Raw genomic sequence first — 23,249 nt, 5'->3', positions numbered from 1 at the left:
CTATCCATATTGAATCGGATAAAAAACGTCTTGCTAAAGCTTGTATTCAAACTCATTCATTCGGACACACTGTTTAATCAAGAAATCTTCATGAAAAATAAACTATCATGGCAAAAACATTTGCATATGTCATAGTAATCAACATGACGTCTGACTATTACGCCGTCCGCAACACCTTTACCCCTTGCTCTTCATACCCTAGCATCGCCTCCTCACCGGCGTTAGTAATAATAGCATCCACTATATCCAGCCCGCCAAAGTTCAAGTAGGTTTCGCGGCCTATCTTACCGGCATCGCAAAGCAGGTAGGTGTAGGCGCTATTGGCGGCAAAGGCGGTAGTAATGCCTGCTTCTTTTTCGCTATTGGCGAAGAGGCCGTTGAGCGAAATGCCATCTACCCCCAAAAAAGCTTTGGTGGCCCGGTAGCGGGCAATATGCTCGTTGGCAATGGTGCCATGCATGGCCTGGCGGGCATCGTCCAGTTCGCCGCCGATAATGTTGAGGCTAACCCCGCTATCCTGAAGTTCATAAATAACAGGCAGCGAATTGGTTATCACTTTTATCCTCTTGTTCCTAATGAACTGGCACAGCCGGAAAACCGTGCTGCCGCAATCCATAAAAATAATATCGCCGTCCTGTATCTGCGCGGCGGCTACCCGGCAAATGGCATCCTTAACGTCGGCTTTCTGCGCAGCTTTATTGACGAAAGCATGCGGTCGCTCCTGCGGGTTCACCTTTACGGCCCCGCCGTGGGTACGGTACAACAGGCCATCGGCAGCGAGTTGGTTAAGGTCGCGCCGGGCGGTAATTTCAGATATGCCTAATCCGGCAGCCAGTTTTTTGATGTCTACCTCGCCTTGGCTATCCAGTTCTTCAAAAATTTTTTGCTTCCTTTTTTGAAAGTTCATTTTTTTATTCGGTAATTTGTTCAAATATAATCATTATCAATCAAATTCGTTCAAAATAAAAATGGACAACATCAACATCCTTAAAACCGAGATACTCTCCAATAACTGGTACACCCTAAAAAAGGTAACCTTTGAAGGTACGCAAAAAGACGGCAGCACCATAACCCAGGTACGCGAGGCTTACGACCGCGGCAATGGTTCCGTAATACTGCTATACAACGCCAAGCAGGGCACCGTAATACTTACCAGGCAGTTTAGGTTACCTACATATATCAATGGCAATGAGGATGGTATGCTGATAGAATGCTGTGCCGGCCTGCTGGACGATGACAACCCCGAGGAATGCATCCGCCGCGAAACAGAGGAGGAAACGGGCTACCAGATCCGGTCTGTACAAAAGGCGTTCGAGCTATATATGTCGCCCGGTTCGGTTACCGAAATCCTTTATTTTTTTGTGGCCGAGTATGATAGCGCCATGAAAGTGAACGAAGGCGGCGGCGCGGCAGACGAACACGAGAACATCGAAGTGATGGAACTACCCTTCGCCGATGCGATAGCCATGATTGCCAACGGCGAGATACGCGATGCCAAAACCGTTATCCTTTTACAATACGCACAAATCAATAAGCTCTTATCATGAAGAAAGCCTTAACCATCCTCATCGCCGGGCCATACCGCTCAGGCACAAACGACGACCCGACGCTGATGGCCCAAAACCTGCAACGCATGGAAGAACCTGCATTGGCATTGTTCCGCGCGGGGCATATCCCCATCATCGGCGAGTGGTTTGCCCTGCCGCTTTTGAAACAAGCCGGCTGCAAATATGCGGGCGACGAAATTTACGAAGAGATATCTTACCCCATTGCCCGCCGACTGATTACCCGCTGCGATGCTATTCTAAGGATTGAAGGCGCATCAAAAGGTGCCGACGGCGATGTGGCCTTTGCCGAAAACCTGGGACTGAAAGTTTATTATGATTTGGAAGAATTATTAAACGAAGCAGGGAATTAATATCGAACACCGAATTTCGAATAATGAATAATGAAGGGAGAAATAGTTGAAAAATCTTTTCCTTATATTGGTTTAATTTACTGGTTAATAAATAATTACACCATCTACTTAAATACAAAATACCGTCATGCCGAACTTGTTTCGGCACCCCACACGGCAGGTCAACAGCATGCAACTGGGCTAGCATAAAACATAGATACTGCGTCATGCCGAACTTGTTTCGGCACCCTACGCGGCAAGTTACCACCATACAAGGCGACTTAGCATAGTGGCTACTTTTGTGATGGGGTTCTGAAAAAATTTCAGAATGACGGAGCTTTTCTTAACGCTTTTTCCTTCATCATTCGAAATTGGGCGTTCGGTGTTCGATATTCAAACTTCTACATCTCTATCGTCCCATCTGCCCGGTGGCCGGTTATGCCTGCCTTCAGCATGGTGAAGAGCACCACCATGCTGCTGCTATCACTGTCCCAGTACTCGGCATCGGTAGGGGTAATTTTCAGGAGGATGAGTGCCGGGTCGTCGAGTCCGCCGGGGAAGAAGGCGCTTACGAAGGGATTCCATAATTTTCCCATCAGTGTCCTATCGTCCACAAATTCGGCTTCGCCTATGATGCTGAGGTAGGTGTGGTTCTTCGGGTCGGAGTACGTAAGGGATACGGAGTTTTCTACGGATATCTCGCTGGCTTTCTCGGAGTGCTCGTTGGTGAAGAACCAGATATTACCCTCGGCATCTACATCTGCCGTGCCCATGGGGCGGCTATTGAAACCACGCGCCGCATTGTAGGTGGTCAGCATGGCAATTTTGACTTCGTTGATTTCATCGCGGAAGTACTTCAGGTTTTCGGCGGTTGGGTGTGTGCTCATCTCGTTCGGGAAATTGGATGAGGTATATACGCAGGAATGAGGTATTTGTTAGGGTTGTTCGTGAAAAATATTTGGGGCTACAGGGGACGGAGGGCGGTAATGTCCGCGTCGCGAGTGGACTCACCCGGTCTTTGCTTCGCTCGACCACCCTCTACTTCGTAAAGAGGGCTTGTGTTTTCGCTTTTTTTTTCACCTTCTTTGCGAAGCAGAGAGGGTCGACGCCCCGTACATACGGGGCCGTCGGGGTGAGTTAAATATGCGGGATGAAGAGCGCCAACGTCCGCGTCGCGAGTGGACTCACCCGGTCTTTGCTTCGCTCGACCACCCTCTCTGCTGCGCAAAGAGGGCCTGTGTTTTCGCTTTTTTTTCTTCACCTTCTTTGCGAAGCAGAGAGGGTCGACGCACGGAGTGCCGTCGGGGTGAGTCCCACGCCCCGCTACACGCCCATAAAACGCCACCTAAGGCATCAAAAATCATTTAACAGCGACGAACACACTCGAACCACTCCTGCTCGCCACAGGTCTTAATTCGCCGTCTGGAGGAAATCTCATTTATTGGGCTTGCTCACAAAGGCATTCCCGCGCACATAGAACCTGTACGGCAGCAGCGCATCATCCCCGGCGTATTCCACGCCGATACGTGGCCCTGCGGCCACCTCAGAGGCATCGAAATACAATCCGCGGTCTTCCACCCATATCGTATCACTTTGCATGCTACAGGCGTTTATTTTGCGCGATATGCCCAGGGCCTTCGCAACAGAGCCGGGGCCTCGGGTGATATTGGGTTTCAAGGTATCCATATTGCGCCGATGCATTATCGTGTCCAGTCCATCGGTAGGTACAATGGCGCGGATAAGGATGGCATGGGGCTGTCCGCCCACGGAGGTTACGATATTGAACATCTCGTGGATGCCGTAGCAAAGATACACGTAAGCAATGCCGCCTTGTTCGAACATCGTCTTCGTGCGGGGCGTGATGCGGTTTCCGTAGGAATGGGAAGCTTTATCAACTATGCCGTTATAGGCTTCTGTTTCAACAATGTACCCACCGGTAGTTACACCGTCGATGCAGGTAAAAAGATATTTGCCGATAAGGTCGCGGCTGAGGGCCACCACATCGCTGCTCAGGTAATATGCTTCGGGTAGCTTCATGGTTTTTGCAGAATGCCGGCCAGCAATTGGTTTATCTCATCCGCCCTATCGAACACCATGATGTGTGTGCCGCCTTTGATGATAGCCGTTGGGTTTTTGATTTTCTCCCAGGGGAACACCTGGTCCTTGTCGCCGATGATGTGGTATAAGTTGGCAATTGGCTCGGTATTGTTGAAATACAAAACGGCATGCATAGCCCATTTCAAAAAAACGGGCGAGGATTTACTCAGCATACTATTGAACAAACTCCGTTCATCGGCAGACATCTTGCCGAATATCGGCCCCGCCAAAAAACCAAGCTTATTGAACAGGGTGCCGGGGATGGGTTTGTAAATGGGTACGTAACGCAGGAAGTTAAAATACCAGGGCGCTTCATCGGCGGTCTTAATGCTCGATATCAGGATTACCTTGGCGAGCTTTACCTGCTTGGCAATTTCTATGGCGATCATCCCCCCCAGCGAATCGCCGATAACAATCGAGTCATCAGCGATAGCGTAATGACTTACAAGCTTTTGTGCATAGCTTGTTAAAGTATCCGTTTCCGCAGGAGCTATCCAATCGGCCGGCACAGCCTCGTAACCCTCGGGTAAAATAATGTTTTGGTACAGGCGCGTATCCGCACCCAGGCCGGCGATCAAAAATACCTTCGTCATTAAAATTTAATGAGCTTTACGATTTCAGCCAGGTACTGCGCGTCGCTCTCATCAAACTCCGCAAGTTCCGAACTATCTACGTCCAGCACCCCCACTACCTCGCTATCTTTAAACAGCGGTAACACGATCTCCGAGCGGGAAAGCGAACTACAGGCAATATGCCCGGGGAACTCTTCCACGTCGGGCACGATCAGCGTTTCCGCCTGCACCCAGGCAGTACCGCAAACGCCCCTGCCCTTACCTATCCGCGTACAGGCCACCGGCCCCTGGAACGGGCCGAGCACCAACTCACCTTCCTTCACCAAATAAAAGCCCACCCAAAACCATTTGAACTGTTCCTTTAGTGCGGCGCAAACATTGGCCAGGTTGGCCACCAGGTCCGGCTCGCCAAAAAGCAGGGCCTCTATCTGCGGAATGAGCGATTTATATTGTTCGGCCTTATCTGCCGAGGCGGTTATTTTAAGGTCTTCTGCCATGAAACAAAAGTAGTGAAAGCAGTAATTTACTTTTAACTTTAGATTTTTATTTACTCAGAAATTATATAAATGAAACCAAGAATATTCATCAGTTCAACATACTATGATTTGAAATACGTTAGAGAAAGCTTAGAAAAATTTTTATATAATATGAATTTTGAACCTGTGCTCTTCGAGGCAAATAAAGTAACATTTGAACATGGAAAACCATTAGACATATCTTGTTTTAACGAAGTAAAAACATGTCATATTATGATTCTAATGATAGGTGGACGTTATGGGTCTATAATTAGTGAGCAAGATTCAGAGGTTGAAAAATACATATATGATAAGGAGTACATATCAATCACGCGTAAAGAGTATGAGACTGCGCTACAGAACAACATTCCTACGTTCATTTTTATAGATAAAAATGTACTTGGCGAATACAGCACCTACAAAATTAACAGAAGTTTCTATGAGAAGGCAGTAGCTGACGACAGTTTTAAATTTTTCCACGTTGACAGTATAAATATTTTCAAATTTATTGATTTGGTATCTACAAAAGCGCTAAAATCATTCGAAAAAATTGAAGAAATCGAACTGTATCTAAGAGATCAAATTAGTGGAATGTTTCATTTATACTTGGAATCCTTAAAGCAAAATAGCCGACAAGATGAAATATTCGACGCAGTTAAAGAATTGAAAAGTTTAACAAATAACATGAATGCTGTAATAAAAGAGGTTGGCAAAGAAATTATCAAACCTGACAGATACTCAGAAATTATCGATGAACAATTCAGATTATTATTATCATTCTTTTTTGATAATTTCTATGAATATGTTGATTTTCCATTAGATCACGGACACCTGCACAAAGTGGCCGATGATGTTATGGATTTAATAACAGACTATTTTCTTAACACTATTTTGACCCAGCAAACATTCGATCAATTATGTTACCGATATGGCAAAATGACTTACGGTGACTATATATCAAATAGAGACATACAGATAACTTTAATAAACTTAGATCTTGGTAGACTATTAGATGGCTTCTCCGTAGATGAGAAGATTGAAAAGTTGGTTCAAAACTATATCACCAAAATAAAACCGCTGATCATATCGGAACAACAGGCCACCGAATTTCGAATTGCCCTAACAGAAAACATCAGGAGCGCCCAACTTCCATTTTGATGATCGTTAGCCTCACCATTATACGTTACCGAAAAAGCTTCGTGCCCTTTGCCCTGCTGGCCATGGCCGTGCACCGCCTGCCAATGGCTATGCAGGCCGGCTGCAGCTTTTGGAAACTGCTGGGCACGGGCCGCAACGGCACCTTCGACCTGCAACCCGACTGGCAGCAATGGGGCCTTTTAGCCGTATGGGACACCCGCGAAGATTACGAGCAGTTCCGCCGGGAATCTTTCGTGAGCAAGTGGTGGAAAGCGCTGGGCCGCGAACAATGGACCGTACTATGCCGACCGGTGATGAGCCATGGAAAATGGGATGGCAAAGAACCATTCGGCAAACCGGACACTAAACCGGGTACAGGGCCAATGGCCGTGCTCACACGGGCTACTATCAAAACCAGCCGACTAAAAAACTTCTGGAGCCATGTGGATGAAGTAGCCCAACTGATGGCGGTGGCACCAGGTTACATTACTTCCATTGGTGTGGGCGAAGCGCCCGTTTACCGGCAGGCTACGTTCTCGGTTTGGGAGAGCATGGAACATATGAAGGCCTTTGCCTATGGCAGCAAGGAGCACGCCGAGGTCATCAAAAAAACACGCAGCGAGGGCTGGTACAGCGAAGAGCTTTTCGCCCGTTTCGCCATCATCGAAAGTAACGGGACGTTGAATGGGAAAAACCCGCTGGAAGGAATAAATTTGAATAACGAATGAATGAATAATGAACGCCGAATTTCGAAGGAAAAAACTTCATCATTCGAAATTGGGAGTTCGATATTCGACATTTAAAAATTACAAAAATCAATAATCAACATGAGAATAATCGCCGAACTACCGCACCCCGAATTCAAGATATCCATCCTGAACATGAACCAAAAGTTCATCGTGAAGATTGAGAAGGGGAGCATGGAGCAGAGTTACAAGATACCCGAAATGGACCTGACCGACGGCGTGAACAGCGTTTTCGAACTACTCGACGAGGAGTTTTTAAAGACCGTTGCCGCCCGTTTTGCCGATATGTTGAAAGATTATCGTGAAGCATTCTACAGGTACAATTACTAATCAACAAAAACACACTTAAATATCTGTCAATTAACACTTTAGTTTTGCAAAAACAGTGAAACAGAATTTAATTTTGTAAAATGACCTGTTTTCATCGTCAGAAGTCGCCGTTGTTTAAATAATACATTTATATAAGTTGATATAAAGTTCTGGTAAATAAATAACTTATAGAATACGCGATAATTAAATTTGGCATTGATAAAAGCCAAATAAATGGGAGGTTAAGCCGGTAAAAGGTCGATATACCAGAAACCGGAGGTTTTTTTATCCGTGTCTTTAACGCAGCTATCATTGGTATTTTCAGGGGCTTTGTATTCCTTAAAAACCCGCTCTCCTGTTCTGTAGCCTATTGCCTCTTTAAAGATCGGCCCCTTAAAAGTAAAGGTATGGAACTCACCGTTCTCGCCGCATACGTCTACCCCATCCGGCAAATCGGAGATGAGCCCTTCCCCTATTTCTTGCCCCAAAAACGCCTCCAACCGCTCCTGTACGCAGGCGATAACCGTACCGAAACCGAGGCCCAAAAACTCGCCGATAAGCTCGTGGGTATCGCGTTTCCAGAGGGGGTAAATACCGGTTAGGCCCACCTCGGCAAGGCGCGCATCGCGGTAATTTTTGAGGTCCTCCAGGAAGATATCCCCGAAGATGGAGTGGGTTATCCCCTCGCTTTTCAGATGTTCTAAATGACCGCGCATGATGCTATCATAAGCCTCCATACCGGGCATTTCGGGCAAGCGGATGGGGTATAAAGGGATGCCGATTTGGGCCGCCTGCTGCTCCAAAAGCTCGTTCCGAACGCCGTGCATAGACACCCTATCGACGGCATCATTAATGGTGGTGACGAGGTAACGGATGTCGATTTCGGGGTTGTTAAGACAATGGTAAAGGGCCAGTGCGCTGTCTTTACCGCCGCTCCAATTGAAGATAGCTTTGATCATTTTAAGGAGTGAATTAGCGAATTATGAATGAGTGAATGAAAAGATTTTACCCTTCAGCCATCAATTCCTCTACCAGCATAGGCACGCCTACCGTTGCTTTGTAAGGCATTTCTACCACCCTACTGCCCGATGATACCGGGATATTTGGGTCGATAATATAGCGCGTTACCTGGCGCGGAACGTAGTTGATAAGGCCTGCCGCAGGGTACACGGCAAGGGATGTACCCACCAAAATAAAGATGTCTGCATCGCTGCAAATGCGGGCAGCGGTCTCTATCATAGGCACTGCTTCGCCAAACCAAACCACATGCGCCCGCAGCTGTGAACCCAGCTCGCAGGTGTCCCCCATCTTAATTTCCCAGCCATTTATGGGGTACGTAAGCGCAGGATTAAGGCTCGATTGCGAGCGTGTAATAACGCCATGCAGGTGCACTATATTGGTAGATCCGGCGCGCTCGTGCAGGTCATCTATGTTCTGGGTAATGATGGTTACGTGGTACTTTTCTTCCAGTTTTGCCAGTGCGAAATGGGCCGCATTGGGCTGCGCTTCCAGTACTGTTTTGCGGCGCTCGTTGTAGAATTGCTGCACCATTTCAGGGTTGCGGGCCCAGGCTTCGGGGGTGGCCACGTCTTCGATATTGTAGCCTTCCCACAGGCCGTCGCTGTCTCGGAAGGTCTTTAAACCGCTCTCTGCGCTGATGCCCGCGCCGGTAAGGATGACGATATTTTCCATAATTCGGTGTTATTTTTCCCTAAAAAAACCTTTAAATTTCTTCAAAAATCTTTAAAAATCTTACAAAAAAAGGGCGGTTTTGCACAAACAAAACCGCCCCTAAAATATCGAAAATAAACGCTAAAGCGCCAGTTGTTTTTTGTCTTGCAATACGGTGTATCTGCTTTTCGCCAGTTCGAAACCACCGAACAGAATGGTGCCGAAAAGCAGGTCGCCGTAAACCATGTTCATTTCAAAAGGGACAGCAGCGGCCAAAGAGGTGCCATAACCTGCCAGTGTGTGCGGGTAAAAAGTGCCGTACAACCAAGGAAGGTCCATCACTAACCAATGGATAAGAACCGACACGATGCCGGCCAATGCAACGTTCAACACGTTCACCTTTTTAATCAGGCTGCCCACAAATATCATCAGCGCAAAGCATCCGTACATGTAAATATCGCTGCTGCTAAACAAGGTTATTTGGCCGGTAGGAGAATACAAATAGTTGATTGGGATATTGCTCAGGAATATCGATACCAATACCACCGCGTAGGCCTTCCACTTATCGGTAAAGTAGGCACCGCCAAACAGCGCGATGGCACCAAGCGGCGTAAAATTGCTTAGCCATTGGAATTTAAAGGTAAGCAAACGCATAGCTACCGATGCGATAATCATCAGGATAAGCACGGTATTGCGGGTATTGGTTTTTTGTAATGACATAGCTTTGTATATGAAGCAAATTTATTGATTATCCATTGCAAAACGAAAACTATTTAAACCGGTAGTTTGCACCCAACGTAAAGTTGGCGCGGCGGGTGTTATAGCCCAGCCAGTCTACATATTTAGTATCGAGCACGTTGTACACATCACCGAAGAGGCTAAGCGCTTTAGTGGCACTGTATTGCAGGTGCAGGTCTACCAGGTTGTAGTTTTTAAGCGTTACGATAGTAGCCGGATAGGTGGCAAAATCCTGCTCGGTGCGGCTGCCGGTGTATTTGTACACTACGCCGAAAAGGAAATCGGTAGTTACCTGGTAAGAAACGTTCGCCCCGAAAGTGCTCTTAGGCCTGCGGTACAGGTTGTTGGTCGTGGCGCCGTCGGCATCGGTTAGTTTGCCGGTTACATAGGCATACCATGCCGATGCGCTAAGCTTTTTATCGTGATATTTCAGTTCGATTTCGAAGCCTTTATCCTTTTGCAAAGCGCCGTTTTTGTAGATTCCGTAAGGCGGTGTAGCGGTATCTGCAAAGTATATCACATCCTTAGCATTGCGTTTAAAGAATGCCGTATTGAATGATAAGGTATTTTTCAATACCTCCCAATCAAACCCTGCCTCGTAGCTGTGGGTGTATTCGGGCTTCAACAAGCTGTTGCCAAATTCCGACGAAAGCTGGTAAAGCGATGGTGCTTTAAAAGCAGACGCAATGGTACCAAACACTTTAAACTGATCGGCCAGCAATACCGACGGGTTGATCGTATAGGTAAACTTATCGCCAAAGGCACTATGGTGATTGTACCTGCCACCTAACTCCATGTGGAAGATATCCGATTTGAAAAACAACGAGGTGTACACGCTCCCGATGCCGCTATGGGCTGTAGTATCGTTCGGACCGGAGGTATAACCCGGCACTTCAAACAAACTATGCTGATTAGTATAGCTGTACTTATAACCTGCGCCGCTGGTGATATCAAAATATTTGCCCAGGTTATAATTCAACACTGCTTCGGCGTTGGTAATGCGGCCAAAGTTTATGGTTTCCGAGTGGGTACCGCCGTTATCTGGCGGCAGGTTGATGAAGTTATTGTGTACCGTGTTCTGGCTTACGTTAAAGTTAAGCAAGCCTTTTGGCAGTTGTATTTTTGCACCGAGGCCACCGAATAAAAAGGTGTGTTTGTAGTCGTAATTCTGATCGTCCTTAAAAGCTCCGTTTGGCAGATTGCCATTGTTGCGGCTGATTTGCAGGTTACCGTTAAGCGCGAATTTGTTGGTGATTTGCTGGTCCACATTCACGCTGGCCGACCGCTGGTGGAAGCCGTCCTTTTTAAAATTGCCGGTGCCGGAAGCATCCGTCGCGGCCGCAAAACCTTTCGAATCGGTATTAGACAGATTGATGGCGATGCCGGTATTCTTCAATTTGCCGTTCAATCCCGCCGCTTCTTTAAACGTACCGTAGCTACCGCCAACAAACTGCAGGTTGCCTTTAAGCCCCTGCCCCTGCGGGTGTTTGGTGATGATGTTGATAACGCCTGCAACTGCATCAGAACCATAAAGCGTAGAGCCGCTACCTTTCAGTATCTCGATATGGTCTATCTGGTCTAAAGGAAAAGCGTTAAGGTCGTAACTGCCGTCTATGGACGATGCATTATTTGCCGGGAAACCATCTATCAATATCAAGGTATTACCCGATGATGCGCCTCTTAACAACACCGAAGTACCGATACCCGGTGCATTTTGTGCACCCGAAAAGGTGATACCGGGGATGGTGTTCAACAGTTGCGGCAGGCTCCTGCCCTGCGACTGGGCAATTTGCTTTGCGCTGATGGTGGTAACCACCCTGCCTATTTCGCTTTGCTTTTTTGGTGAGCGGGTAGCGGTAACTACCACTTGGTTGAGGGCCCGGGTGGTGTCCTGGGCTTGGGCTGCAGTACTGTGCAGCGCCAGTTGTGCAAGCCCCAGGCCTGCAGCAACGATTACGTAATTTTTTTTCATGTTGTTGTGAGTAACCCCACAGCATACAAGAATGAACAGAATGGAAATACACTGCAAAGAAGAGCATTCGCACTCAAGCTTCAATCCCCGAAAGCTATGAATAATATAATGCTGAGGCAGGTATTCTGACTTGCTCCCCTTTGCCCTGCCTTCCCGTTCGCTGGTTAGCGAACAGTGACTTTAAAGAATGGACATTGGTTACGGAGCTTACAGCTGCGGGACAGTTACAGATTCTCACTGTATTCCCTTTTAATCCCGGTTTTAACGCCGGGAACCTTAAGCGGCGTAAAAGTACAACAAGGTTTAGCATCCGCAAACAAAAGCTTGTATATTTATCCTATGACAAGTATGTCTGAACTCGAATTTTAAGGAATTTTTAGAATGCACAGAATGATTAAGCTACCTTTTTAAATTCCCCGCCGCGACAAGCGTCCCCGCTTGTTGCAATCGCATTGGTGAGCGTCCACGCTCACGAGGCCAAATCGGAAGGGCGTGAGCGTGGATGCCTACCATTTTTTGCATCCAAGCGCGGAAGCTTGGATGGGTAGATAAATATCTTTGAAATGAATGTTTTACTTAGAAGTCTATTATTATTTGTTTCGTTTTACAGCATAAGCATTGATGGCAAGTGCCAGGGGAGCGGTAGTGACGGATATAAAAAGGTAATTGTTTTTAATGAGATTTATCAATCACACTTAGTGGAATTGGGGGGCAATTATTACGACAATATTTATCTCCTTACCTCAGATAAGCCGATTGACAGCCTATTGTTTACCTTAAGCCATAAGCATTATGGGACAATGGAAGGCCTTTTAGATACCCTCAAAAGTTATTTTAAGGTGTTTGTTATAAAAAGAAATGTATCTAAAACGAGTGCTGATAAAGTGACCGAAATATTAAAAGATGCAAATCATTACATGCAAGGCTATTTGTTTTTTATGGACGATAAGTCGAATGAGAGAGGGGCTGTGAGATACTATATCATTAAACAACACGCTTTTTGTAATATACAATATACTATACTTAATCAAAAAGGCGGCGATTTTAATAGAGAGGATGCGGCGATAATAAATAAAATTGAACGTTGCCCATAACGTGGAAACTATCCGCCAGGCGGGCACGCTTGGCGCAATTCCATCATTGATATAAGCTATTTATCTGAACCGAATTTTAAGGAATTTATAGAATGCATTGAATGATTAAGCTACCTTTTTAAATTCTGAAAATTCCCTTAATTCCTTAAAACGGCGTAGCCCTCTTGAGTGCCATTTTAAATCAATTAAACACGAAAAATTCGAGTTCAGACATTATGCAGAATATAATTAATACGCACATATGATAACTCGGCTCCTCCTTTTCTTCACCCTGCTATCCGGCTTCGCCTCCGCCCAGCAAACTGATACCGTTTTCTTAAAAACGCTATTACAGGCACATCCCGAGCTGTTCAGCGGCATCCTTAAGCACCCCACCCAAAACGAGGTACAGATACTGTACACGCAAATAGACCGGGATAAGGACAACGTGCCGCACTTTACCACCTACAGTTACCGCCTTAACGCCAACCGTTATTTTTATCCGGCCAGCACGGTGAAGCTGCCTACGGCCATCTTCGCGCTGGAGAAGGTGAACGAACTGGGCCTCAAAAAACTAAAGAAAGCCGCCATGCTTACCGATAGCGCCTACGCGGGGCAAAGCCGGGTATAACCCATGAAGTAATCAAATACTTAATCACCCTACAGCCATTGTGCTATTTAAAACTACATCCATTTAGACGCATCGGAGTCATTGGTGATAACACCAACGACGGCGTAATGGGACCCGGGCTTATAAGCCGCTGTCGGTAACGCCATCCCTAATCACTTCCATCAATTTGTTTATGGCAGCTTTTTTAATTTTGCCGGCTATGATATTTAAAAAAATCCTTTCGAACCAGTTAACGTCAAGCCCATCTTTCAGGATCTTGACAAGTTTGTCAGATCTGCCGGATAATAAGTCTTCAACTTCATCTAAATCGTAACCTTTGCCCTTTGGCCATTCGGGGAAGTATGCTTCGGGCAGTGCAGTGCCATATAATGGTATAATCGGAAAATAGTCTACCCCGCCATCGGTAAAAAACAGATCAGGGAACCTGTTTTCTGCATCAAGTTCTGCGAGTACAGGGTTATCGGCCAGTGCCGACTTTGGGATGGCGAAATGCTTCTTCAAAAACAGCTGCGCATTTCGTCGGCCAAGGAAATAATCATGAACCCGGAAATCTTGTGAAATAAACGCCCCAAAGGCCTCCAGCGTGGTACCCGTTATTGCAGGCAGTGCATTATCAGTTGCCGTGGGCGACTTTGTGCGGCTTGGGGCAATAATATACCTGCTGTAATAATTCTCATCTAAAGCCTTCTCTATTTCTTCGGCAGAATAAACGGCTTCGTGCCGCAAGGCATTTATTACGCCTGGCAGCACGGTTAGCAGGCCTTCTTTGGTAACGTCATACGATACCTTCACAGGGTCGAACACCTCGAGCGGGGCTACCATAATAATCGCCTTGGTTAATTGCTCGGCATCATGCGGATTATGTTCTTTATCGGGCGGCAACATCCGCTTATGCAGTAATTCAAAAGGTTGCGAATCCACCACTCCACCATCGCTTGATAAAAAATTATAGGGCAGGTTATTATCAAACAAATCCCAGGCGTTTCCCAGCTTCCTTTTTATGTAACTGTCAATATCCTGTGAAACAGCTTGCGCTTTAAAAGCAGCGGGAAACGCGCACGTTGCCAGGCATGCCGCCCTTAGTTTGCTAAATGTGGCATCGAAATCGCTGAGGCTGGTATCATAGGGCAACCAATAGGCATCCTCTATCACTGGGGTCGATTGAGCGAATTCGAACATCAAATAATCGGCGTTCCGATAATACACAAGTTGCTTTTGCGCCGGGTGTTTAAATTTAACCTTATAAGGAATACCCCGTAAATTTGTCACCGTAATAATCGAAAAAAAGTGTTCATCGATATATGGCCTGCTCATGTGATTGCCAAAAGCGCTCTTGACTAACAACCGATCGGCAATTTTCGGGATGGCTTCGCCATTGAGCAGGGATGTTACCGATGGGTTGGCGCCGACAATATCGCCGCTGTCGAGCAGTTCGTTTATTCCCAATGATAATACCCAGGCATCGTAAAAATCATTGCCGGTTATTTGATTATTTAGCGGGGGTTTGCTGATGTGGGGAAATTGCTTGCGCAGATTTTTTAATATTATACCGTTGGTAACGCCCCCACCAGATGTGCCAGACATCCCAACCAATTTAACATTATGCCAGGGAGCAGTGTATTTGCCGGTATCATCTCTATATTTCTCCTTGTTGGCATCTTTTATTTTCTGCCACTCCTCCAGTGCTTCGAATATAAAATCTATTACGCCGCCGGTATATGCACCCGCCGATACCGTTCCGGTTAGCGAAAGGCCCAATTCAAAATCTGTCATAAGGTTAAGTTTTATTGAGTTTACATTGATGGTTCCTAAAAAGCTTTTCAGATGCCTGATTTTATCTTTTGCCTAAATTTAAATGAAGCGCCTTACAAAATAATAGGTATTGTAATAAGAATGAGGCATTTGTACTACAGTAAAAATAAAGGAGCGCGGGGGTAAAACAAATGTAGTTTTTACGGTGAATAAACCGTAAAAACACCTGCTTGTTAGTCATTTTAATTGCGATATTGAGCAAAATTTGCACAAATGACAAGTCGCTTTATCCTGTTTTTGTTACTCTTTTCTGGCTCCGCCTCCGCCCAGCAAACTGATACCGTATTCTTAAAAAAGCTGTTACAGGCACATCCCGAGCTTTTCAGCGGCATCCTTAAGCATCCTACCCAAAACGAGGTGCAGATACTGTACACCCAGATAGACCGGGATAAGGATAACGTACCGCACTTTACCACCTACAGTTACCGCCTTAACGCCAACCGCTATTTTTACCCGGCCAGTACGGTAAAGCTACCAACGGCCATCTTCGCGATGGAGAAGATAAACGAGTTGGGGCTTAAGAAACTAAAGAAAGCCGCCATGCTTACCGATAGCGCCTATGCGGGCCAAAGCCGTGTGCTCGCAGATACATCTGCTATTAATGGGCTGCCATCTATCGATAATTATATCAAAAAGATACTGCTGGTGAGCGATAACGATGCCTATAACCGTCTGTACGAGTTCATCGGCAGGGCCGAAATCAATAAAAAGCTGAAGAAATACGGACTGAACAATACCCGCATCATCGGTCGCCTGGCCGTGGGCGATGGCGGCGAAAGCGCGCGAAACACCAACCCCGTTGGTTTTTACGACGGCCAGAAACTGCTCTATAGCAAAGCCGCCATGCGCGACAGCCTCAACTACCCCATGACGCTGGAGAACATGATACAAGGTAAAGGCTACCTCAACCGTAAGGACAGCCTCATTATGCAGCCCTTCAGCTTTGCTAATTTGAATGTTTACACCATCGAAAACCAGCAAATGGTACTCCGCCGCTTGCTTTTCCCGGAGACCTTCCCCGCGGAACAGCGCTTCAATTTAACTTCCGACGATTACAAATTCATCTATAAGTACATGAGTATGCTGCCTACCGAAAGCAGCAAACCCGGCTACCCCGCCCCCGAATTTTACCCCGCCTACTGCAAGTTTTTGTATTACGGCAGCGATAGCTTGGCAACCATCAACCCCAATGTGCGGATATTCAATAAAATCGGCGACTCGTACGGCTACGATATCGACAATGCCTACATCGTAGATTTTAAGAACAAAGTAGAATTTATGCTTACGGCCGTAGTACAATCTAACGAAGATGGCATCCTGAACGACAACAAATACGAGTACAAAACCGTGTGCCTCCCTTTCATGAAAAACCTGGGCCAGGTAATTATGCAATACGAGCTAACCCGCCCTAAAAAGCAGCTACCGAATTTGAAGAAATTTATATTCAACTACAATAAATAAAGGTTGTGCTTATAGAAACCTGCGTCTTATACAGCAGGCAATATATTGGGGTTCAGAATACCTTTAGCTAAATAATAATATTGTTCAAGGTAAGATTTTGGGCCATAACTTATGCAATTTTCAAGTTCGCTAATATAACCAGCTATATCCCCTTGTTTAAGACTTTTTAGCGCAATTGCGAAGTGCGCGCCACAGAGATGTCTTTCTTTGAGATAGGGAATATTTGATACACTTTGCAATAGCTGGGTTTCTGAAATGGCATTAAACAAAAACAATCCCATTGCCCCCGGCCAATTTACAGCACTTTTCAACTTAAGCTTTTTCTTTAAACTTTTTATAACCTTAGCCTCTAAACCGGCATCGCTGTTGTTTAACGAAGCAAACAGAAGAAAAAGCAGGGTATCCAACCCTCCCGCTCCATCTCTATACATACAAGTTGCCGAGAATTCCCAGGCTTCTACAGCTTCATTTCGCCGGCCTGATAACCAGTAAGCTATTCCTTTAAATATGTAGTCCCAGGAGCTGGGATATTTTTCCTGCATCTTGATAACCTTCTCCGAGAGAATTATCGCTTCGTTGTATCTCTGCAGGTGAAATAGCGCAAACATTTGATTTCGTAAATGAATAACTGAACCGTCTTCTTCAAAATCAAGATTTGAACGGATTATGGCCTGTTCAAATTGATCATTTTGGACGAGGGCCCATGTATTCATTGTTTGTTCCATTTAGTGTTTAAAAGAATCCGGTTTTTCCTTTACAAGGTAATGATTTGTGCATGTTCACAGCAATTCTTTCAGAAATAGATAAGCAAATTTTAATATATAGCGATACCGATATATTTACACAAATTGAATATTATTTAACTAAAAGAAAACTTCGGGATGCTACGACTGTTAAAAAAGGGTAAACCATTATTTACCCAACATGACAACAGCAAGCATAAACAGATATCGCGGCCCGGCAAAGGACCAGGGCGAGAGCATAAATTTATCCGTTGCCGAACGCACCATATCTATAGCAACCGGCACCAAACTGGCGTTATCCGGCCTAAAAAGGATTTTTAAAAGTCCGTTTGCCAGCATCATCAAGATTGGCGCAGGCGGTTACCTGCTTAACCGCGGCATCACCGGGCATTGCGCATTGTACTCGAGCATGGGCCGCAACTCAACCGAGCCGGTAAATGTGAACATCCGTTCAGCCTATTTCATCAACAAACCCAGGCGGGAGATATACAATTTCTGGCGCAAGCTGGATAACCTGCCCCTGTTTATGAAACACCTGAAAAGCGTTGAACTGATTGACGATACCCGCTCGCACTGGGTGTTGAAACTGCCCCTCGGCGTACCGGCGGTAAGCTGGGATGCCGAGATAGTGCACGACCACCCGGGTTATATGATTGGCTGGAGCTCGCTCCCCGGTTCGTTGATTGATAACGCCGGCAAAGTGCGTTTCCGGGACGGCGAAGATGGCGCGGGCACTTTAGTAGATATCACCATCTCGTACCGCCCGCCGGCAGGCGGCTTTGGCGGCAGCATAGCGCATGTGATGAACCCTGTTTTCAAGAACATGGTTGATAACGATGTGCGCAACTTTAAGCAGTATATGGATATAGAAGGCGGTAGCGCCCCTTATGCCGAAGCTTATGAAGAACCGCAAGCCTATGTAATTGAGAGTATTGTTATTGAGGAGGAAGAGCCTGCTTACCAGGAAGCTGCGCAACAGGAAGAACAACCGGCTGCTGAAAACACCGACACCCGGGCAAGCGACGAATTGGAGCGGCAAAGGCAATGGCCAAATGCGGAGGGGAATAATTATTAGGTTTAACATCCTGGATAAAACCTTAACCACCACGTCATTGCGAGGCACGAAGCAATCTCCCGACAATAAGAGCGATCTGCATAGTGGCTCGGCTAACGTAGAGATTGCTTCGTTCCTCGCAATGACGATATGGTAAACAACGGCCTCCGATTACCCGGAGGCCGTTGTTTGTTGCTCAAAATACTTACAACCCCCAACCATACCTTATCCTCGAAACGCCGGAGGCATTGGTGGTAGTCATAGTAATGTTGATGCCCGAGCCACCGCGCCTTTGAATGCTGTAGGTGTCGTCATCGCGCAAGCCGGGCCAGTAAACGCTGGCAACCCCATCGTTCCTGAACACGTTGCAGGAACCCACAATATAAGCCACTTCATTATCTGACTGCGAACCGTTGTAGTTTTTACCGGTCGTCATGGTCGCCCCATATTCGGTTACTACCGTGCGGTTTTTATAGGTGCCCATCCTGCTGCGCCAATCGGCTTCCCAGCCTGCAGTGGTGCGGGTCGCCCAATAGGCATAGTTATGCAGAGCTAACAGGCAACTGGTGAAACGGCTATCGGCGCCCACGCCGGTTACGTTTTCCGAATAGCCCGTACCGGATAATATAATCCTTCCTTTCGGCACGCTTGGATAGCGCGATAAAAACTCGGCATATATGGTGGTAAGCTGTGCCAATGTATAGCCGTGCGGTTCGTTAAATACCTCAAAATACACGTTATTATTGCTTCCATATTTGGTTACCACCGTTTGCCACATCGACCAAAACTGCGTGGTATTATCAATAATGCCATTTTTAGAGGATGCACCTTCCCAGCAGCCTAAGATTACTTTCATGTTTTTGCTGAGGGCGCGGTCGATAGCGCCGGTGTAGGCTCCCCACCAGGATTCGAGCACGCTTGGCGGATTAATAGGTAACCGTACCGTATTTACGCCTGCGATATTGGTTTGAAAACCGCTCAACACGGCGTTGGCTTTGGCCGAAACTGTGGTGTAGGTGTCTGAGGCCGTTAGTCCCGAAGGGATTACCCAGCCGTCTACAAAATTGTCACGTCCATCGGCCCAGTTTACCCCGGCAATGCCCGCCGCGCCCACGGCATTAACTGCTACGGTTTCCTTCACCGGCGGCTCGATTGTGGCAGCGGCAGGTAAAACATTGTCTTTTTTGGAACATCCGGCCAGCAAATAGCATAACGCAGATGCCGACAGGATCAGAATTTGTTTTTTCATAAAATTTGGTGTTATTGGTTTATAATGCTGTAAAAATCGCGTTATAACCACCTGGCAGTGAGGGGCAAAACCACAATAAGAAAGGGGCAGATAGGGTGGGCTGGTTTAGTGGTTTCTACTGCGTACGGGGCACAATTGAGGACGCTTGCAGCATTGAGGGGTAAAACCATAATAAAAAAGGGGCAGAATAGGCTAATTGCGATAGGGATTTGTGCCTTTGTTGGTATTGTCCCCAACAAACAGCGCCCCCTATACGGAGTTATATTTAATAACGGGATAAAAAATGTCATTTCGAGGGAAGCGCAGCGACGAGAAATCTTGTTAGGTGTGCAAATCGGTTATGCACAGTGGCGAGCCTTGCATGAACAACAAGACATCTCCCTCGTGCCTCGGTTCAATATGAAAAAACGGATAAAATATGGTTAAATACTCCACGCTATGGTTCCGTCTTTGTTGGTGTTGTCACCAACGAACCAGGGATGCTTATGTTGAAAGTAGTATTCAAACAACCTCAATTGTAAATGCACACTAACATGGGATAATTAGGGGAATAACTTTTTTTGTAAACTCTGTTATTTGTTGCCACAGGCCGGCAATGTATGTTGACCTAAAATCGTCATTTAAAAGCTTCAAGGTGTCTAGATTGGAGAAATTTGCAAAATTTATATCAGGAATGCAATAATTCCCCCCAATCCAGTGTGTCTCCTGGTGCCAATCCGTGAACTCTTCCATTTTATCAGCTAATGGTTTAAAGCGCACGTCTCCACTTTGTTCTTTAGAATTGCCGATTATCATACCTAAACCATAGTAAACATTTTCTGAGCCGTCACCTCGTTCTATATAGATACACGCGTCTGCATCTAAATACGTGCCTATTTTAAACATTATCCCATACCAAGGATTTTGGTTTCTCCTATTGTGAACAACGCTTTTTATTTTATCTTCACTATATTTCATAATGGGACTAATTTTATAGTATAGAGATATTACTTTCTCCAGATCTTGCCAAAAATACAATTCTGTTAGTAAGCGGGCATAACTCCAATTTTCAGCAATTTTTTTTGCCTTGACCATATTATCGCCCTTGGCAAGAAATTCAACGATTTCATCCATTTCTTCTTTATACATAGTTTTTCCTGAGATTTCCCAAATTAGTGCCCGGTATTGAACTAACGTTTCACGGAGCACTGGTTTTGCATACGCCTCTTTTATGCAACGTTCAAGCCATTGTTCAATGTCTGCTTCGTACGATATACACGTGACCAGTGAGTCAAAGTTTGGGTGACCTTTAAGGCTGCCGACACTATATTCCTCTGGTTTCTTCCCATTAAGTGACAAATATAATATCCTGACATCAAGGTACCCCTCACCCATCAACACCTCATAATATCGTTGCAATTGTTTGGGCTGGTCTATTGCCCATAGTTTATTTTCTATAACAATCGCCTGTTTACCATTACTTATAAGAAGATCAATTTTTCTATGCTCTTTCCTTACAAGCACCTTTTCCAAAGAAAAATTTGATATATTCATCAAGTTGATAAAGTGCTCTAGAAAAATTGAGTTACAATTATGACTGCCTTTAGGGTTTAGTAATTCAAATAAAAATTTTGAATGAAGATTTACTTCATCGAACTTTTTAGACAGAATGTTAAAGACATTAAACCGATTATCTTTGTTTGATTTGCGGTACTGTTGATCAATATATCCAATTTGTTCCAGGAGAAATTGCAGCTGCTCCTGAATTGAAAGTGAAAGGCTCATTTAGCGTCTAAATTAGCTAAGAAATTTGACTCAGGTTAATAATTGGAAATAAAAATGCAATAGTAAAAAAATTGAAAGAAAGCTCCGCATCCAGAAGCCTCATTAAGCTAATCGAAGGTAATATGCAGGAAAGTCGCCGCGAATGGCTTTTGAACTCCTTTAAAAAAGCCGGAGCGGCAAACTCAAACAATACCAATTACCAGTTTTGGCAACAGCATAATCAACCCATCGAACTTTGGAGCAACGAGGTTATACAGCAAAAGATGGACTATACGCATAACAACCCGGTAGAAGCCGGCTTTGTTGAAAATGATTACGAATATTTATACAGCAGCGCGCGCGACTACGCTGGTATTAAAGGTATGGTAAAAGTAATTGTTGATTAGACAACATCCGCTGACTTGCATGCGGGCCACAAGCGGGGACGCTTGCGGCAGCGACGGAAATATTATCAACAAAAAACGGCCTCCGATTACTCGAAGGCCGTTTTTATATATCAAAGAATTTTGATTCTTATTTCACTGCATCTATAACTGCTTTGAAAGCATCTGGATGGTTCATAGCTAAATCGGCTAATACTTTACGGTTTAAACCGATTTCTTTAGCGGCTAATTTGCCTATTAATTGTGAGTAAGAAATACCGTGCTGACGGGCACCTGCGTTGATACGCTGTATCCACAAAGCGCGGAACTCTCTTTTCTTGGTTTTACGGTCGCGGTATGCGTACTGTAAACCTTTTTCTACTGTGTTTTTGGCAACGGTGTAAACCTTGCTGCGTGATCCCCAATAACCCTTGGCGAGGATCATGATCCTTTTCCGGCGTCTTCTCGACGCGACTGCGTTAACTGAACGTGGCATGTGTTGTTGTTTTTGGTAGTGAGTGTCCCTCTCGGAAGCTTTTGTACTCTAATACCTGGTTAAAAAATTTGTGTAATTACTTTCCGATACAAAGCATACGTTTTACGTTACCAAGGTCAGCATTAGAAACTAAGCTGGTGTGACCTAAGTTACGCTTACGTTTTGTCGACATCTTAGTTAAGATGTGGCTTTTGTATGCGTTTTTACGGGCAATTTTACCGGTTCCAGTAAGCTTAAAGCGCTTTTTAGCACTGGAATTGGTTTTCATTTTTGGCATAACTCTCTATTATATATATTTAATTTATTCTCTTTTTAGAAACAAGAGCTAAGAGCCAGGAATCAAGACAAAACTCTTGGTTCTTGATTCTAACAATCTTGCCTCTTATTTCTTCGCTGCCTTAGGCGCTACGGTTAAAAACATCCGTTTACCCTCCAGCTTTGGTAATTGCTCTACCTTGCCTACTTCTTCTAAAGCCTGTGCAAAACGCAGCAGCAATATCTCGCCATGCTCTTTGTACACAATTGCGCGGCCTTTAAAGTGAACGTATGCCCTCACCTTTTCGCCGGCCTCCAAAAAGTTGGTGGCATGTTTCAGCTTAAAGTTGAAATCGTGGTCGTCCGTGTTCGGTCCGAAGCGGATTTCTTTGATAACGGTTTGCTTGGCATTGCTTTTTATCTCTTTAAGCTTCTTCTTTTGCTCGTAAATAAACTTGTTATAGTCCGTTACTTTACAAACCGGCGGGTTAGCATTCGGGGAGATCTCAACTAAATCGAGTTCCTGCTCCTGTGCTATAGCCAAAGCATCTCTTAACGAGAAGATACCCTGCTCAACGTTGTCACCTACAAGGCGCACTTCCTGAGCCCTAATGAACTGATTGATATTATGTTCGGCTTCTTTTTTCTTGAAAGGAAGCCTTGGTCCTCTGTTGAAAGGTTTGTTTAATGCCAAG

The 23,249-nt window shown here is 45.5% G+C and carries 26 protein-coding genes and 1 riboswitch; of the genes, 10 read left to right on the top strand and 16 right to left on the bottom strand.

Going from position 1 to position 23,249, the window contains the following annotated elements; all coding sequences use genetic code 11:
* Nucleotides 1-157 precede the first annotated feature (157 nt).
* Nucleotides 158-907, bottom strand: coding sequence for a DeoR/GlpR family DNA-binding transcription regulator (locus AC1DYT_RS06745; RefSeq protein WP_477468864.1), 750 nt, complete (start codon nt 905-907; stop codon nt 158-160).
* Nucleotides 908-968: 61 nt separating this feature from the next.
* Here AC1DYT_RS06745 and nudK point away from each other — a divergent pair, with 61 nt between their 5' ends.
* Together nudK and AC1DYT_RS06735 are read left to right on the top strand one after the other, a co-directional pair.
* The gene (nudK, locus tag AC1DYT_RS06740; protein WP_477468863.1) at nt 969-1,547 is read left to right on the top strand and encodes a GDP-mannose pyrophosphatase NudK; all 579 of its coding nucleotides are present in this window, start codon (nt 969-971) and stop codon (nt 1,545-1,547) included.
* A complete protein-coding gene (locus AC1DYT_RS06735; protein WP_477468862.1) occupies nt 1,544-1,918 on the top strand; it encodes a DUF4406 domain-containing protein in 375 nt (124 codons plus the stop codon). The genes nudK and AC1DYT_RS06735 overlap by 4 nt, the downstream gene beginning before the upstream one ends.
* Nucleotides 1,919-2,298: 380 nt before the next feature.
* Here AC1DYT_RS06735 and AC1DYT_RS06730 read toward each other — a convergent pair whose 3' ends face one another.
* The 4 genes from AC1DYT_RS06730 to AC1DYT_RS06715 all read right to left on the bottom strand — a co-directional run bounded on the left by AC1DYT_RS06730 (nt 2,299) and on the right by AC1DYT_RS06715 (nt 5,063).
* The gene (locus tag AC1DYT_RS06730; RefSeq protein ID WP_477468861.1) at nt 2,299-2,784 is read right to left on the bottom strand and encodes a pyridoxamine 5'-phosphate oxidase family protein; all 486 of its coding nucleotides are present in this window, start codon (nt 2,782-2,784) and stop codon (nt 2,299-2,301) included.
* A gap of 547 nt (nt 2,785-3,331) precedes the next feature.
* Nucleotides 3,332-3,934, bottom strand: a complete 603-nt coding sequence (locus tag AC1DYT_RS06725) for a DNA-3-methyladenine glycosylase (protein ID WP_477468860.1) — start codon at nt 3,932-3,934, stop codon at nt 3,332-3,334.
* Nucleotides 3,931-4,587: an alpha/beta fold hydrolase gene (locus AC1DYT_RS06720; RefSeq protein ID WP_477468859.1), complete on the bottom strand. Its 657-nt coding sequence runs from the start codon at nt 4,585-4,587 to the stop codon at nt 3,931-3,933. Before AC1DYT_RS06720 ends, AC1DYT_RS06725 begins: the two co-directional genes overlap by 4 nt.
* A complete protein-coding gene (locus AC1DYT_RS06715) occupies nt 4,587-5,063 on the bottom strand; it encodes a GAF domain-containing protein (protein WP_477468858.1) in 477 nt (158 codons plus the stop codon). The genes AC1DYT_RS06720 and AC1DYT_RS06715 overlap by 1 nt, the downstream gene beginning before the upstream one ends.
* A gap of 69 nt (nt 5,064-5,132) precedes the next feature.
* Here AC1DYT_RS06715 and AC1DYT_RS06710 point away from each other — a divergent pair, with 69 nt between their 5' ends.
* The 3 genes from AC1DYT_RS06710 to AC1DYT_RS06700 all read left to right on the top strand — a co-directional run bounded on the left by AC1DYT_RS06710 (nt 5,133) and on the right by AC1DYT_RS06700 (nt 7,294).
* Entirely contained in the window at nt 5,133-6,239 is a 1,107-nt protein-coding gene (locus tag AC1DYT_RS06710) for a DUF4062 domain-containing protein (RefSeq protein ID WP_477468857.1), read from the top strand.
* The gene (locus AC1DYT_RS06705) at nt 6,239-6,946 is read left to right on the top strand and encodes a DUF3291 domain-containing protein (protein WP_477468870.1); all 708 of its coding nucleotides are present in this window, start codon (nt 6,239-6,241) and stop codon (nt 6,944-6,946) included. The genes AC1DYT_RS06710 and AC1DYT_RS06705 overlap by 1 nt, the downstream gene beginning before the upstream one ends.
* A 99-nt stretch (nt 6,947-7,045) precedes the next feature.
* Nucleotides 7,046-7,294, top strand: coding sequence for a hypothetical protein (locus AC1DYT_RS06700; protein WP_477458740.1), 249 nt, complete (start codon nt 7,046-7,048; stop codon nt 7,292-7,294).
* Between the two features lie 221 nt (nt 7,295-7,515).
* Here the strand turns inward: AC1DYT_RS06700 and AC1DYT_RS06695 are convergent, their stop codons facing one another.
* From AC1DYT_RS06695 to AC1DYT_RS06680, 4 genes are all read right to left on the bottom strand, one after another.
* Nucleotides 7,516-8,232, bottom strand: a complete 717-nt coding sequence (locus AC1DYT_RS06695) for a Dph6-related ATP pyrophosphatase (RefSeq protein ID WP_477468856.1) — start codon at nt 8,230-8,232, stop codon at nt 7,516-7,518.
* Between the two features lie 46 nt (nt 8,233-8,278).
* The gene (locus AC1DYT_RS06690) at nt 8,279-8,965 is read right to left on the bottom strand and encodes an SIR2 family NAD-dependent protein deacylase (RefSeq protein WP_477468855.1); all 687 of its coding nucleotides are present in this window, start codon (nt 8,963-8,965) and stop codon (nt 8,279-8,281) included.
* Between the two features lie 120 nt (nt 8,966-9,085).
* Complete coding sequence (locus AC1DYT_RS06685; protein WP_477468854.1) at nt 9,086-9,664, bottom strand: DUF6580 family putative transport protein; 579 nt, start codon at nt 9,662-9,664, stop codon at nt 9,086-9,088.
* Between the two features lie 49 nt (nt 9,665-9,713).
* Entirely contained in the window at nt 9,714-11,654 is a 1,941-nt protein-coding gene (locus tag AC1DYT_RS06680) for a TonB-dependent receptor plug domain-containing protein (RefSeq protein ID WP_477468853.1), read from the bottom strand.
* A 98-nt stretch (nt 11,655-11,752) separates the two neighbouring features.
* A riboswitch (cobalamin riboswitch) is annotated at nt 11,753-11,948 on the bottom strand.
* 269 nt (nt 11,949-12,217) lie between these two features.
* Here AC1DYT_RS06680 and AC1DYT_RS06675 point away from each other — a divergent pair.
* A complete protein-coding gene (locus tag AC1DYT_RS06675) occupies nt 12,218-12,748 on the top strand; it encodes a hypothetical protein (protein ID WP_477468852.1) in 531 nt (176 codons plus the stop codon).
* 241 nt (nt 12,749-12,989) lie between these two features.
* Entirely contained in the window at nt 12,990-13,358 is a 369-nt protein-coding gene (locus tag AC1DYT_RS06670) for a serine hydrolase (RefSeq protein WP_477468851.1), read from the top strand.
* Nucleotides 13,359-13,478: 120 nt separating this feature from the next.
* On the opposite strand, the gene AC1DYT_RS06665 is transcribed toward AC1DYT_RS06670, so the two are convergent.
* Entirely contained in the window at nt 13,479-15,131 is a 1,653-nt protein-coding gene (locus AC1DYT_RS06665; protein ID WP_477468850.1) for a hypothetical protein, read from the bottom strand.
* 252 nt (nt 15,132-15,383) lie between these two features.
* Here AC1DYT_RS06665 and AC1DYT_RS06660 point away from each other — a divergent pair, with 252 nt between their 5' ends.
* On the top strand, nt 15,384-16,631 hold the full coding sequence (locus AC1DYT_RS06660) for a serine hydrolase (protein WP_477468849.1): 1,248 nt from the start codon (nt 15,384-15,386) through the stop codon (nt 16,629-16,631).
* A 26-nt stretch (nt 16,632-16,657) separates the two neighbouring features.
* On the opposite strand, the gene AC1DYT_RS06655 is transcribed toward AC1DYT_RS06660, so the two are convergent.
* Nucleotides 16,658-17,356 (bottom strand): hypothetical protein, encoded by a 699-nt coding sequence (locus AC1DYT_RS06655; RefSeq protein ID WP_477468848.1) that lies wholly within the window; start codon nt 17,354-17,356, stop codon nt 16,658-16,660.
* A gap of 199 nt (nt 17,357-17,555) precedes the next feature.
* On the opposite strand from AC1DYT_RS06655, the gene AC1DYT_RS06650 reads away from it, so the two are divergent.
* Entirely contained in the window at nt 17,556-18,449 is an 894-nt protein-coding gene (locus tag AC1DYT_RS06650; protein WP_477468847.1) for an SRPBCC family protein, read from the top strand.
* A 184-nt stretch (nt 18,450-18,633) separates the two neighbouring features.
* On the opposite strand, the gene AC1DYT_RS06645 is transcribed toward AC1DYT_RS06650, so the two are convergent.
* Together AC1DYT_RS06645 and AC1DYT_RS06640 are read right to left on the bottom strand one after the other, a co-directional pair.
* Nucleotides 18,634-19,677, bottom strand: coding sequence for a cellulase family glycosylhydrolase (locus tag AC1DYT_RS06645; protein WP_477468846.1), 1,044 nt, complete (start codon nt 19,675-19,677; stop codon nt 18,634-18,636).
* A gap of 528 nt (nt 19,678-20,205) precedes the next feature.
* Nucleotides 20,206-21,441, bottom strand: a complete 1,236-nt coding sequence (locus AC1DYT_RS06640) for a PDDEXK-like family protein (RefSeq protein ID WP_477468845.1) — start codon at nt 21,439-21,441, stop codon at nt 20,206-20,208.
* A gap of 71 nt (nt 21,442-21,512) precedes the next feature.
* Between AC1DYT_RS06640 and AC1DYT_RS06635 the strand changes: the two genes are divergently transcribed.
* The gene (locus AC1DYT_RS06635) at nt 21,513-21,827 is read left to right on the top strand and encodes a hypothetical protein (RefSeq protein WP_477468844.1); all 315 of its coding nucleotides are present in this window, start codon (nt 21,513-21,515) and stop codon (nt 21,825-21,827) included.
* A gap of 127 nt (nt 21,828-21,954) precedes the next feature.
* On the opposite strand, the gene rplT is transcribed toward AC1DYT_RS06635, so the two are convergent.
* The 3 genes from rplT to infC form a co-directional block, all read right to left on the bottom strand.
* Nucleotides 21,955-22,299, bottom strand: coding sequence for a 50S ribosomal protein L20 (rplT, locus tag AC1DYT_RS06630; RefSeq protein WP_128535117.1), 345 nt, complete (start codon nt 22,297-22,299; stop codon nt 21,955-21,957).
* 76 nt (nt 22,300-22,375) lie between these two features.
* The gene (rpmI, locus tag AC1DYT_RS06625; protein WP_294942011.1) at nt 22,376-22,576 is read right to left on the bottom strand and encodes a 50S ribosomal protein L35; all 201 of its coding nucleotides are present in this window, start codon (nt 22,574-22,576) and stop codon (nt 22,376-22,378) included.
* 105 nt (nt 22,577-22,681) lie between these two features.
* The gene (infC, locus tag AC1DYT_RS06620; RefSeq protein WP_477458727.1) at nt 22,682-23,248 is read right to left on the bottom strand and encodes a translation initiation factor IF-3; all 567 of its coding nucleotides are present in this window, start codon (nt 23,246-23,248) and stop codon (nt 22,682-22,684) included.
* Nucleotide 23,249 lies beyond the last annotated feature (1 nt).

This window comes from Mucilaginibacter sp. P1_D10, from assembly GCF_056406215.1.
Note: the sequence above shows the minus strand (reverse complement) of the source record. Positions and strands in the feature narration are given on the sequence as shown.